Annotated in this window: 13 protein-coding genes; 9 read left to right on the top strand and 4 right to left on the bottom strand. The window is 72.4% G+C overall.

Translation table 11 applies throughout. From position 1 onward, the window contains the following. Nucleotides 1-148: 148 nt before the first annotated feature. Together ITJ59_RS01640 and ITJ59_RS01635 are read right to left on the bottom strand one after the other, a co-directional pair. Nucleotides 149-517: a DMT family transporter gene (locus tag ITJ59_RS01640; RefSeq protein ID WP_194649403.1), complete on the bottom strand. Its 369-nt coding sequence runs from the start codon at nt 515-517 to the stop codon at nt 149-151. 1 nt (nt 518) lies between these two features. Next, the gene (locus ITJ59_RS01635) at nt 519-833 is read right to left on the bottom strand and encodes a DMT family transporter (protein WP_194649402.1); all 315 of its coding nucleotides are present in this window, start codon (nt 831-833) and stop codon (nt 519-521) included. Between the two features lie 96 nt (nt 834-929). Between ITJ59_RS01635 and ITJ59_RS01630 the strand changes: the two genes are divergently transcribed. The 4 genes from ITJ59_RS01630 to ITJ59_RS01615 all read left to right on the top strand — a co-directional run bounded on the left by ITJ59_RS01630 (nt 930) and on the right by ITJ59_RS01615 (nt 4,898). Then, nucleotides 930-1,508, top strand: coding sequence for a TetR/AcrR family transcriptional regulator (locus ITJ59_RS01630; protein WP_323749366.1), 579 nt, complete (start codon nt 930-932; stop codon nt 1,506-1,508). Nucleotides 1,509-1,656: 148 nt separating this feature from the next. Continuing rightward, complete coding sequence (locus ITJ59_RS01625; RefSeq protein WP_194649401.1) at nt 1,657-2,676, top strand: permease; 1,020 nt, start codon at nt 1,657-1,659, stop codon at nt 2,674-2,676. Next, the gene (locus ITJ59_RS01620) at nt 2,663-3,502 is read left to right on the top strand and encodes a TIGR03943 family putative permease subunit (protein WP_194649400.1); all 840 of its coding nucleotides are present in this window, start codon (nt 2,663-2,665) and stop codon (nt 3,500-3,502) included. Before ITJ59_RS01625 ends, ITJ59_RS01620 begins: the two co-directional genes overlap by 14 nt. Further along, complete coding sequence (locus tag ITJ59_RS01615; RefSeq protein WP_194649399.1) at nt 3,492-4,898, top strand: hypothetical protein; 1,407 nt, start codon at nt 3,492-3,494, stop codon at nt 4,896-4,898. The genes ITJ59_RS01620 and ITJ59_RS01615 overlap by 11 nt, the downstream gene beginning before the upstream one ends. Nucleotides 4,899-4,980: 82 nt before the next feature. Here the strand turns inward: ITJ59_RS01615 and ITJ59_RS01610 are convergent, their stop codons facing one another. Both ITJ59_RS01610 and ITJ59_RS01605 read right to left on the bottom strand, forming a co-directional pair. Next, nucleotides 4,981-6,027, bottom strand: coding sequence for an NAD(P)-dependent alcohol dehydrogenase (locus tag ITJ59_RS01610; RefSeq protein WP_194649398.1), 1,047 nt, complete (start codon nt 6,025-6,027; stop codon nt 4,981-4,983). 114 nt (nt 6,028-6,141) lie between these two features. Next, complete coding sequence (locus ITJ59_RS01605) at nt 6,142-7,179, bottom strand: glycerate kinase (RefSeq protein ID WP_194649397.1); 1,038 nt, start codon at nt 7,177-7,179, stop codon at nt 6,142-6,144. A 123-nt stretch (nt 7,180-7,302) separates the two neighbouring features. Between ITJ59_RS01605 and ITJ59_RS01600 the strand changes: the two genes are divergently transcribed. The 5 genes from ITJ59_RS01600 to ITJ59_RS01580 are packed head-to-tail and all read left to right on the top strand — an operon-like array spanning nt 7,303 to nt 11,962. Continuing rightward, nucleotides 7,303-8,430, top strand: coding sequence for a heme/hemin ABC transporter substrate-binding protein (locus ITJ59_RS01600; protein ID WP_194649396.1), 1,128 nt, complete (start codon nt 7,303-7,305; stop codon nt 8,428-8,430). Further along, entirely contained in the window at nt 8,427-9,530 is a 1,104-nt protein-coding gene (locus ITJ59_RS01595) for a FecCD family ABC transporter permease (protein ID WP_416354848.1), read from the top strand. Before ITJ59_RS01600 ends, ITJ59_RS01595 begins: the two co-directional genes overlap by 4 nt. A gap of 11 nt (nt 9,531-9,541) precedes the next feature. Then, nucleotides 9,542-10,360, top strand: a complete 819-nt coding sequence (locus ITJ59_RS01590; RefSeq protein WP_323749365.1) for a heme ABC transporter ATP-binding protein — start codon at nt 9,542-9,544, stop codon at nt 10,358-10,360. Continuing rightward, nucleotides 10,357-11,331 carry a hypothetical protein gene (locus tag ITJ59_RS01585; RefSeq protein ID WP_194649394.1) on the top strand — a complete coding sequence of 325 codons (975 nt, stop codon included), beginning with the start codon at nt 10,357-10,359 and terminating at the stop codon, nt 11,329-11,331. Before ITJ59_RS01590 ends, ITJ59_RS01585 begins: the two co-directional genes overlap by 4 nt. Nucleotides 11,332-11,386: 55 nt before the next feature. Further along, nucleotides 11,387-11,962 (top strand): hypothetical protein, encoded by a 576-nt coding sequence (locus ITJ59_RS01580; protein WP_194649393.1) that lies wholly within the window; start codon nt 11,387-11,389, stop codon nt 11,960-11,962. The last annotated feature ends 89 nt before the right edge of the window (nt 11,963-12,051 follow it).

The following is a 12,051-nucleotide window of genomic DNA, read 5'->3' as shown; positions in this document are numbered from 1 at the left end:
CGCCACCACGAGCGGACGGGAGGCCCGGAGCCAGCTGGCACCGGGCCTCCCGTCCGTCCCGGCGCGCGTTCCGGGCCCGCACCGCGAAAGCGACAGACCTGCGGCGCGCGCTGCCGTCAGGCCCGCGAAAGCGACAGTCTTCCGCGGATCATCCGCGGAGATCTGTCGCTTTCGCGAGAGGGGCGGCGGGCTCGGCGGGGCGCGCTGGCACGAGCTTCAAGCCGACGACGCAGCCGACGATGCCGGCGATGAACAGCAGACGCAGCACCGTGACGGGTTCGGCGCCGGTGGCCATGCCCCACAGCACCGTGAGGGCCGCTCCGGTGCCGGTCCACACCGCGTACGCCGTGCTGATCGGGATGTGCTTGAGCACGTAGCCGAACGCGCCGAGGCTGATCACGATCGTGACGGCGAACAGCATCGTCGGGCCGGGGCGGGTGAAGCCGTCGCTCTCGCCGAGGGCGGTCGCCCACACGGTCTCGAGGGTGGCGCTGGCGAACAGGACGATCCAGGCCACCTCAGCTCACCACCTTGAGGCCGACGACGCACGCGACCAGGCCGAAGACCAGACCGAGGCGGGCGGCGGATGCGCGCTCCTGGCGGCGGAGGATCGCGACGACGACCGTCAGCGAGGCCCCGATGCCGACCCAGACGGCGTAGGCGGTGCCGACCGGGATGGTCTTCATCGCGAACGCCAGGCCGACCATGCTCAGGGCCATCCCGGCGATGAACACGATCGTCGGGACGACCTTCTTGAAGCCGTTCGAGGCACTGAGAGCGGTGGCCCACACGGCCTCGAGCACGCCGCTGAGCACGAGGATTGCCCATGCCATGACGATGTTCCCTTCCTTCGGTCGCATAGTCGCACGACTGTGCGACAACAACCTCGACGGTAGCACTAGTTCGTACGACTGTGCGAGTATGGCGTCGTGGCCAGGAGCATGGACGTCGACGAACGGCGCCGGATCGTGTCCGAGGCCGCGTGCCGGGTCCTCGCCCGCGACGGACTCGGGGCGCTCAGCGTGCGGAACGTCGCCGCCGAGGCCGGACTCCCACCGAGCACGGTCCGCTACACGTTCCCGACCCAGGCGAGCGTCCGCGAGCACACCATCACGCTCGTGTTCGACCGGATCCGCGAGCGCATCGATGCCATCCCCGACGAGCTCACGCCGGCCCGACGCGCACGCCGGATCGTGCTCGAGTTGCTGCCCCTCGACGAGGAGCGGGTCATCGAGCTCGAGGTCTACCTGGCACTCGGGAACGCCGCGCTCACCGACGTCGGACTCCGGCCGACGCTCGACCGGGTCGTCGCGGCGATGCGGACGTGGTGCGAGGAGGTCCTCCGACTGTTCGGGGTGCCGGCGGGCGACCGGGAGTACGAGGCCTGCCGCCTGCACGCGCTCCTGGACGGGCTCGCGATGCAGGTCGTCCGACTGGCTCCGGGGGAGTCCGCCGACTGGGCGATCGACGTGCTCGACCGACACCTGGACGGCATCGCCGCCGGTTGAGCGCGCACGCGTCCCTCGCACCGTGCGAGGGCGCCTACGAGTCGTGCGAGGTTCCGTACTCGGTGCGAGGCTCGCGACCCCGCACCGAGTACGGAACCTCGCACCGCGCGCGGACCGCCGCGCAGCACGCGTCGCCTATCCTTTCGGGGTGACGACGACCACGCCGCCGCAGCAGCGCTCCCGCTCCCGTTCCCTGACGGGCCCGGGCCTCGTGCTGCTCGCCGTCGTCGTGCTCCTGGGGATCCGGCTGCTGTCCCCGAGCATCGGGACCGCGGGGCTGCCGGACGTCGTGCAGGACTTCCTCACGCTGGCGATCAGCGTGGTGGTCGAGTCGCTGCCGTTCGTGGTGCTCGGCATCGTGCTGTCGATCGTCGTCGAGGTCTGGGTGCCCGTCGGTGCGCTCGAGAGGGTCCTGCCGCAGAACGCCTTGGGCCGCCGCGCCGTGATCTCGCTGATCGGCATGCTGTTCCCGGTGTGCGAGTGCGGGAACGTGCCCCTCGCCCGCGGCCTGATGCTGCGCGGGTTCACCCCGGCCGAGGCCGTGACGTTCCTGGTCGCCGCGCCGATCCTCAACCCGCTCGTCATCATCAGCACCGCGCAGGCCTTCGGCTGGTCGGGCTGGATCCTGCCGGTCCGGATCGTCGGCGGCTTCGTGATCGCGAACCTCGTCGGCTGGATCGTCGCCGCGCACCGCCGTCCGGCCGACCTGCTGCTGCCCGCGTTCGAGGCCCGGTGCCGTGCCGCGATCGGCGCACCACGGAGCCGGAACCGGTGGCGGGAGAGCGCCGCGCAGTTCGGCGGCGAGACGGCCACGATGATGCCGGCGCTGTTCGTCGGTGCCGGGCTGGCCGCGGCGATCCAGGTCGCCGTGCCCCGTTCCACGCTCGTCGCGATCGGCTCGAACCCGGTGCTGTCCGTCGCCGCCATGATGCTGCTGGCGATGACGGTGTCGCTCTGCTCGAACGTCGACGCCTTCTTCGCGCTGTCGTTCGCCTCGACGTTCCTGCCCGGGTCGATCACGGCCTTCCTGATCATCGGGCCGATCATCGACGTGAAGATGATCGCCCTGCTGCGCACGACGTTCCGGGTCCGGTTCCTGGTGCTGCTGTCCGTCGTGTGCGTCCTGTTCGCCGGCGCCGTGGGATTGGTGATGAATGTCCTCGTCTGATGCACGCAGCAGCAACGCCCCGGCGTACCTCGGGCTCGGGTCCGTGCTGGCGGTCGCCCTGTGCACGCTCTGGCTCGCGCTGGTCGGCCACCTCGACCTGTACATCAACCCGCGGTACTCGGTGTTCACGATCGTGCTCGCCGCCGTCGGGGTACCCGCGTCGATCGCCGGCCTGGTGGTCATCGCACGGGGCCACGGCCACACGCACGGCGACGGGACGGACGAGCACGATGCCGATGCCCACGGACACGACGCCGACGCCGAACAGCCGCGCCCGGGCCGTGGTCGCGCCGTCCGCATCGCCCTCGGCGGGGCAGCCGCGATCGTCACGATCGGCGTCACCGTGTCGATGCTGGTCCTGCCCCCGACGACGCTGTCCGCGCGCACCGCGCAGCAGCGGAGCGTGGACTCGGCGACCCTGTCGAACGCGACCGGATCCGAGGCGGCGGTGTCCCTGCTCGGCAGCGAGGGCGTCGACACCTCGGAGTACGGCGTCAAGGACTGGGCGGCACTGATCCGGCAGACCACCGACACCACGGCGCTGGTCGGCAAGCAGGTCCGACTGTCCGGCTTCGTCGTGCCGGGCGAGGACGGCTCGTTCACCCTGACCCGGTTCGTGATCAGCTGCTGCGCCGTCGACGCCCAGCCCGTCGGCCTCGGCGTGGTGACGGGCGACGCCGACGGCTCCGTTCCCGACGAGGGACAGTGGGTCACCGTGACGGGCGCCCTCGCGGCGAACCCGGACCAGTCCGCCGACGCCCGCATCGTCATCAAGGCCTCGAAGGTCACCGAGATCGCGCAGCCGAAGGACCCGTATGAGTACTGAGCGCACGGACCGCCGCCCGGTCACGCGCCGGTTCCACCGCCGGTACCTCGCCGTCGTGCTCGTCCTGGCGGTCGTCGCAGCGCTCGCCGCCGTCGTCGGGTCGCAGCAGGGGCCGCGCTTGCGCGACGTGTCGTACGACGCCACCGGTCTCGTCTCCCGTCCGGCGCAGCGGGTCATCCTGACGGCGAACCAGGCGCTGCAGAAGGTCGACGCCGCCGACGTCCGGGTCAGCCCCGCGGCAGCGCACACCGTGACCTCGAGCGGCAACACGATCGCGGTCGAGTTCGCCGGCCCCCTGGCCTACGACCGCGACTACACGGTGACCGTCGCGAACGTCCGGGCGCCGGGGCAGCGCGCCACCGCGGACCTGAGGGCCGCGATCCGGACCGGCAGCACGGACGTCCTCGCCCTCGTGCCGGGAGCCGCCGGCGCGAAGGACCGCATCGTCAGGCGTTCCCTCGACGTCGGGGGCGCGACCACGGTGTACCAGGGCACGGACATCTCGGAGTACGCCCGGCTCGGACGCTCCCTGGTGGTGGTGAGTGGCAGCGACGCGCGCTCGTCCGTCGACATCGTCGCGCTGTCCGGCGGCGTGCAGGACGACGACGCCCCCGTCGAGCACCTCACCCTGCCGTCGTCGCAGGGTCGGGTCACCGCGCTGCACGTCGCCGACGACGGGGCCTCGTTCGGGTTCGAGTACGCCGACACCTCGACCGGACAGTCGCGGAACACCGGTCTGTACGTGGTCGACATGACGGGTACACACCTGCCCACCGCCATCGCCGAGGACGGGAAGCCGCAGACGGGCGCCGTGCCGATGACGATCGGGCAGTGGGCGTACGTGCCCCGGACCGAGAGCGCCCTGGTGCGGACGGGCAGCGATGACCTGGTCCTCGTCGACATGAGCGGCCGCGCCGACCCGGTCCGGCTCGGCAGCGCCACGTACCTGCACGGCTTCGTCGGCACGGGGACCACGGCCGTGGTCGAGACCGGTACGGGCATCGAGCGTCTCGACCTGACCGACGGTGCGAAGACGGCGCTGCGGGCCCCGACCGCGAGCACCGAGGCGGCGGTGCTCGGCAGGATCGCTCCGCTGACGGACGACACGTACCTGCGGGTGCTGGGGGACGTGCGGTCCGACGGCACCGTCTCGGCACGGATCGTGCGCGTGGACGGTGGGCGGGCCTCCCGGCTGCCGGTGACGATCCCGGACGACGCGAGTGTCACGGCGGTCTGTCCGTCCCCGAACAGCCAGTTCGTCGCGGTCGCGACGAAGTCGGCGACCGACGAGCTGGTGAGCATCGTCGATGCGGCCTCCGGCGCGCTCGAGGCGAGCATCGACGCGGGTTCCGTCGACTGGTGCGGTGCGCTGCCGTCCGGCGACGAGGTCGGCTGACGGTCCGACGCGGAGACCGCAGACAGACGGGAGGCCCGTTGCCGGCTGGCAACGGGCCTCCCTGACGTGCAGGTGGTGACGACTACGCCAGGGTGGCGGCGTCGATCACGAAGCGGTAGCGGACGTCCGAGTTCAGGACGCGCTCGTAGGCCTCGTTGATCTGGTCGGCGCTGATGAGCTCGGTCTCCGGCAGGATGTCGTGCTCGGCGCAGAAGTCCAGCATCTCCTGGGTCTCGCGGATGCCGCCGATGGCGGATCCGGCCCAGCTGAGCCGGCGCGGGATCAGCGCGAACGCCGGGACCTCGAGCGGCTCGGACGGAGCGCCGACGTTGACGAGCGTGCCGTCGACCTTGAGCAGGCCGAGGTACGAGCCCATCGGGATCTTCGCCGAGACGGTGTTGATGATGAGCTCGAAGGAGTTCGCGAGCTTCTCGAACGTCTCCGGGTCCTTCGTCGCGTAGTGGGCCTTCGCGCCGTAGCGGAGCGAGTCGGCTTCCTTCGACGTGGTCTGCGACAGGACGGTGACCTCGGCGCCGAGGGCGACCGCGATCTTGACGGCCATGTGGCCGAGGCCGCCCATGCCGATGACCGCGACCTTCGTGCCGGGGCCGGCCTTCCAGTGGTGCAGCGGCGAGTAGGTGGTGATGCCGGCGCAGAGCAGCGGCGCGACCTTCTCGATGTCGAGCGACTCGGGGACGCGGAGGACGAAGTCCTCGTTCACGACGATCGCCTGCGAGTAGCCGCCCTGGGTGATCGAGCCGTCGGCTGGGTCGACGCTCGTGTAGGTGCCGATGTTGCCCTTGAGGCAGTACTGCTCGTTGCCGGCGACGCAGTTCTCGCACTCGCCGCACGAGTTGACCATGCAGCCGACGCCGACGCGGTCGCCGACCTGGTGCTTGGTGACGTTCTCGCCGACGGCGGAGACGTGGCCGACGATCTCGTGGCCGACGACCTGCGGGTACTGGATCTGGCCCCACTCACCGCGGACGGTGTGGATGTCCGAGTGGCAGATGCCGGCGTAGGCGATGTCGATCTCGACGTCGTTCGCTCCGACGTCACGACGGGTGATGGTGGTCTTGACGAGCGGCTCGGTCGCTGACGGTGCCGCGTACGCGTTGACGGTGCGCAATGATCTCCTCGTGGGGGTGCGTTGCGGGCCGGTTCCGGCCCGGAACCAGTCTGATGGAGCGCGCCACAGCGTGGGAGGTTCCAATGGGGCTCCCCAGTGCGGGAATCGGGGTGCTCAGGCCATGCGTGCGAGGCGCTGGCCCGCGATCGTCGCGAAGCGCAGCGGGTCGGCGAGGGCGTCGTCCGGTTCCCCGGTGGTCTGCGTGGCGAGCACGGTGAGCGAGGCGGCCGCGGCGTAGTCGTCGAGGGAGGCCTCGATCGCGCCGGCGACGAGCATCGCCCGGGCCGCGGGGGCGTGTGCCGCCGTCAGGGCACGAACCACCGACGGGACCTTGCCGGCGGCGGACTGCCCGTCGTACCGACCCTCGCCGGTGATGACGACGTCGGCGCCGTCGAGTCGGTCGGCCAGCCCGAGCACCTCGGCGACACCGTCTGCGCCGCGGGCCAGGGTCGCACCCCAGACGAGCAGGCCGAAGCCGACGCCACCCGCTGCACCGGCGCCCGGGGTCGCGGGGTCCACTGAAGGGAAGCGGGTGGCCCAGGCGGCCAGCCGCTCGTCGAAGAATGCGACCCGCGGGGGCTCGATCCCCTTCTGCGGTCCGAACACGGCAGCCGCGCCGGTCGGGCCGAGCAGGGGAGAGGTCACGTCGGTCAGGACGGTGACACCGAGCGGTGGCAGGGCACGCAGCGCGCCGCGGTCGCCGTCGTACCCGAGCGCCTCGAGCACCGGTCGTCCGCCGTCGGTCGAGGCGCTGCCGCCGATGCCGAGCACGAGCCCCGTGGCGCCGGCGTCGAGCGCGGCGGCGATCGCCTCGCCGAACCCCCGGCTCGTCGCGGTCTCCGGCATGAGTTCGTCGAGCAGCGGCAGGCCACTCGTCGCCGCGAGCTCCACGACCGCACGGCCGTCGGGGAGCCGGAGCCACCACGTCTCGACGGGGGTGCCCGCGGGCCCGGTCACGCTGACGGGAACCCGGACCGCACCGGGGACGGCGGTCGCGAAGGCGTCCAGGGTGCCCTCGCCGCCGTCGGCCATCGGCACGAGCACCACGTCGTCGTCGGGGCGTTCGGTCAGCCAGCCGTCCGCGATCGCCTGGGCGACGGACGCCGCGGTCGCGGTGCCCTTGAACGAGTCCGGAGCCACCACGATGCGCACGAGGTCCACCGTAGCGGGCACCGAGCGGCACGCCACGTGCTGGACATGGTTGGTAAGGGTGCCCTAAGTTAACAGTTAGGTGAGGCTCACCTAACTTTTCAACCAGCACCCGGGATCATCTCCATGTCGTCACTCCGTCGCGCCCTCACGGCCGCAGCGTCCGCCCTCGTCGTCCTCGCCGTGGCGACCGGCTGCACGGGCGCTGGTGCCGGCACCGCGGGTGCGACGCACGCCGCGGGTCGCGGGACGAGCGCGATGGACCCGGCCGCGGGCCTCCAGACCATCGCACCGGTGACCGACGCGAGGGACGTGACCGGCGAGCGCACCGCGACCCTGGCGACCGACCTGCCGCCGACGGCGAGCACGGTCGACGAGCCCGAGCTGCCCGTCACCGTCACCGACAACCAGGACACCGAGGTGACCGTCACGAGTGCGGACCGGATCCTCGCGCTCGACATCTCCGGCACGCTGTCGTCCACCGTGTACGGCCTCGGCCTGGGGGACCACCTGGTCGGTCGCGATGTGTCGACCGGCTTCGCGGGCACCGAGGACCTGCCGCTCGTCACCCAGAACGGCCATGAGCTCTCCGCCGAGGCGATCCTCGCGCTCCGGCCCACGGTGCTGCTCACCGACACCTCGCTCGGGCCGTGGGACGTCGTCCTGCAGATCCGGAAGGCCGGGGTCCCCGTGGTCGTCCTGGACCCGCACCGGGACACCACGAACACCGACGCGATCATCGAGCAGGTCGCGACCGCGCTCGGCGTACCGGCGACGGGTGACCGCCTGGCCGCCGAGGTGCACGCCCAGCAGCGGGCCGTCGCCGAGCAGGTGGCGCGGATCGCGCCGACCGCGACGGCCGACAAGCTGAAGATGGTGTTCCTGTACGTGCGGGGGAACGCCGGCGTCTACTACCTGTTCGGCAGCGAGTCCGGCGCCGACTCGCTGATCGACGCGGTCGGCGGGCGGGACGTCGCGACGGAGCAGGACTGGACGGGCATGCGGCCGGTCAACGCCGAGGCGCTCGTCGCGATGCAGCCGGACCTGGTCATCATGATGACCAAGGGGCTCGAGTCCGTCGACGGGGTCGACGGACTGCTCCAGCGGGTCCCCGCGATCGCGAAGACGCCGGCGGGCGAGCACCGCCGCATCGTGGACATGGCCGACACGACGGTGATGAGCTTCGGGCCGCGCACGCCCGAGATCGTGGCCGCGTTGGCAGCGGCGATCTACGGTCCGGCGGACGCCTCGTGACCGTCCGGGAGGAACGGATCGCGCCCGCCACGCACGTCCCCGCAGCACCGGCGGTCACGTCCAGGTCGCGGGTCGGCCGCATCACGCTGCTGACGATCGCGCTCGTGGCGGGGCTCGTCGTCGCGACGTTGGTGTCGGCGAGCGTCGGGCAGCTCGGCATCTCGCCGGCCGAGGTGCTCCGGACCGTGGCCCGCTCGGTCGGGCTGCCGGTGGACGGCCCCGCGGACGACCTCGTCACCCAGGCGCTGTGGACGATCCGGTTCCCCCGTGTGGTGATGGCGCTGGTGATCGGTGCCGCGCTCGCCGCCGCCGGTGTGCTCATGCAGGCCGTGTTCGCGAACCCACTGGCCGACCCCGGGGTCGTCGGGGTGTCCGGCGGTGCGGCCTTCGGGGCGTGCGCCTCGATCGTGTTCGGACTGCAGTTCGCCGGGTACTGGACGACCCCGCTGTTGGCGTTCGCCGGAGGCCTGCTCGCGACGCTGCTCGTCTACGGGCTCTCCCGCGCCGGCGGCCGCACCGAGGTCGTCACGCTCCTGCTCACCGGCATCGCGGTGAACGCGTTCACCGGGGCGGGGTTGGCCTTCCTGACGTTCCTCGGCGACCAGCAGGCGCGCGAACAGATCGTCTTCTGGCAGCTCGGATCGCTGAACGGCTCGATGTGGGACCAGGCCGCAGCGATCACCCCCGTGATCGGCGTCGGACTCGTCGGGGCCGTCGTGCTGACGCGTTCGCTCGACCTGCTCGCCCTCGGCGACCGGGCCGCGCGGCACGTCGGGGTGCGGGTCGAGGCCGTCCGGGTCGTCGCAATCGTCGTGGTAGCCCTGCTCGTCGGGGCCGCGGTCGCGTTCGCCGGCATCATCGCGTTCGTCGGGCTCGTCGTCCCGCACCTGATGCGGATGGTCATCGGTCCGGCGCACGGACCGCTCCTGCTCGTCTCGACGCTCGGCGGCGCACTGCTGCTGACGATCGCCGACCTGCTCGCCCGCACCCTGGTGCCGTACGCGGACCTGCCGATCGGCATGCTGACCTCGCTCGTCGGCGGCCCGTTCTTCTTCTGGCTGCTGCGCCGTGCGCGCCGTCGGTCGGGCGGCTGGGCATGACCCCGGCGAGCGTGACCGGTCCGCGTACCGGCGGGGCGGTGGCGATCGGTGCGGTCGTGGTCTCCGGGCTCGGGGTCGTCGTCGACGGACGCCGCCTGCTCGCCGACGTCGACCTGACGGTGCGCACGGGCGAGGTCCTGGCGCTCGTCGGTCCGAACGGTGCCGGCAAGTCGACCCTGCTCCGGGCGATCGCCGGTGACCTCGCACACAGCGGCACGATCACGATCGACGGGGTGCACACCGGCGGTGAGGCCCCGATCGCCACCGCCCGTCGCCGCGCCGTGCTCGAGCAGGACACCGCCGTGGCCTTCGGGTTCCGCGTCGGCGAGGTCGTCCGGATGGGCCGGGCGCCGTGGCGGGGGACCCCGCGCGCGGTCGACGACGACACCGTGGTCGCACGGGTCCTCGACCAGGTCGAGCTCGCCGACCGGATCGACCAGGCGTTCCCCTCGCTGTCCGGCGGCGAACGTGCCCGGGCGTCGTTCGCCCGGGTCCTGGCGCAGTCGACCCCGGTGCTGCTGCTCGACGAGCCGACCGCCGCCCTCGACCTGCGGCACCAGGAGGCCGTGCTGGCCGTCGCCCGGGCACACGCGCAGGCCGGCGGCGCCGTCGTCGTGGTGCTCCACGACCTGAGCCTCGCCGGTGCGTACGCCGACCGCGTCGCCATGCTCGCCGGAGGCCGGATCGTCGCCGACGGCACACCGACCGACGTCCTGACCGCCGCCCGCATCGGCGCGGTCTACCGGCACCCGGTCACCGTCGTGCCCGACCCGAACACCGGCACGCCCGTCGTCGTGCCGTCCAGAACCCTCCAGGAGGCGTCCTCGTGACCACCCGCACCCGCCCGCTCCGGCTCGCGCTCGCCGGACTGCTCGTCGCGCTGAGCGCCGGGGGAGCCGCCGTGGTCGGCGCCGCCCCCGCCTCGGCAGCCGGCCGGGTCAGCGTCGCGATCGAGGGGCACCCCGAGGTGACGAACCAGGTCGACTCGACCTACCTGACGACGCTGCGCCTGAGCGGCTCCGGGTTCCAGGGCATCAAGAACGGGTACGGCGGCATCTACGTGGCGTTCGGCACCGTGAACGGCACCTGGCAGCCGAGCAAGGGCGGCGCGACCGGCGTGGACTACAGCTACGTGCCCGACGACGAGTCGAACCCCACCGGGTACCTCGACTTCGTCGCCTTCGAGGGCAGTTCCACCGCGTCCGCGGCGAACGGGGGCACGGTCGACTCCGCCACCGGCACCTGGTCGGCGACCCTGAAGGTCCCCGGTTCGACGTTCCAGGCACTCGACCGGAACGGCGCGGCGACGACCGTCGACTGCTCGGTCGTGCAGTGCGGGATCATCACGATCGGCGCGCACGGCGTCGCGAACGCGAACAACGAGTCGTTCACCCCGGTCTCCGTCCAGAACCTGTACGGCAGCGGCGGAACGCTGGCCGGTGGCGGCACCAGGGCGACCACCGGACAGGCGCAGGCCGACACGACGGACGCGGGCAGTGCCTCCCGTCCGCCCGCCGAGCCGTCGTCCGCGGCGAGCGCGACCGCGAAGGCGACCACGCGGCCGACCGCGACGCCCACCGCGACCGCGCTCCCCACGGCACCGGCGACGCCCACCGCGCCGGCGGCGACCCCCTCGGCCGTCGCTGCCGCTGCGGCCGGGATCGACCCGACCGTGCTGCGGATCGTGCTCGGCGGGCTGTCCGCACTCGTCGTGGCCGTCGCCGCACTCGTCGCCTTCGCGATCGTGCACTCCCGGCGCACCGCACGACGCGCGGCCGACGTCGCCCCCGACGCCTCGTAGGACCACCAGACCCGGGCGCTCACAGTGGGCGCCCTCATCGAAAGGGAACACCGACATGGCACGAATCGCACGCTCGTTCGGGATCACGCTCGCGGCAGGGGTCGCAGCGGTCGGCATCGCCGTCCTGCCCGCCGTCAGCGCGTCCGCCGCGACGGCGGTCACCAACGACTACGGCGCCAGCCTGTCGGTCAGCGGACCGGCCTCGGTCGTCACGGACGGCTCGGGGGCCGTCCAGGGCGTCTCGAACGGCACGGTCACGGTGACCGGTGACGGCTTCGACGGCAACGCCCAGGGCCGCGGCTTCGGCGTCTACGTCGTCTACGGCCCCAAGCAGGCGGACTACGCCACCAACTCCGGCTGGTTCGCGTCGGCGCAGTGGGTGTCGAAGAGCGCGTTCTCGGCCGGCGGTGGCTTCACCACGACCATCGACATCGCGAAGTCCTACACGGCCGACCCGCACCACACCGGTGACGCGGCGGCGACCGTGAGCTGCGACTACGACGCCGCGAAGACCGCGAGCGCCAACGCGGCGCTCGGGCAGTACGAGTGCTTCGTGCAGACGTTCTCGGCCCACGGTGTCGCGAACGACCCGGCCGACCTCGACGAGGTCCAGGTCCCCGTCACCTGGTGACCGCCGCGGTGCCCCGGGGACGTCCGGGGCGCCGTGTGGTGGTCCGGGTCTGCCCTGGCCACCGTGTGGCGGTCGGGGCACGCCCGAGC

It is taken from the genome of Curtobacterium sp. VKM Ac-1393, assembly GCF_015350995.1.
GTDB lineage: Bacteria > Actinomycetota > Actinomycetes > Actinomycetales > Microbacteriaceae > Curtobacterium.
Note: the sequence above shows the minus strand (reverse complement) of the source record. Positions and strands in the feature narration are given on the sequence as shown.

Bases quoted from the DNA above. Each gene is read 5' to 3' on its own strand.
- ITJ59_RS01635 (WP_194649402.1), bottom strand. From the start codon at position 833: ATGGCATGGGCAATCCTCGTGCTCAGCGGCGTGCTCGAGGCCGTGTGG.
- ITJ59_RS01620 (WP_194649400.1), top strand. From the start codon at position 2,663: ATGTCCTCGTCTGATGCACGCAGCAGCAACGCCCCGGCGTACCTCGGG.
- ITJ59_RS01615 (WP_194649399.1), top strand. From the start codon at position 3,492: ATGAGTACTGAGCGCACGGACCGCCGCCCGGTCACGCGCCGGTTCCAC.
- ITJ59_RS01600 (WP_194649396.1), top strand. From the start codon at position 7,303: ATGTCGTCACTCCGTCGCGCCCTCACGGCCGCAGCGTCCGCCCTCGTC.
- ITJ59_RS01580 (WP_194649393.1), top strand. From the start codon at position 11,387: ATGGCACGAATCGCACGCTCGTTCGGGATCACGCTCGCGGCAGGGGTC.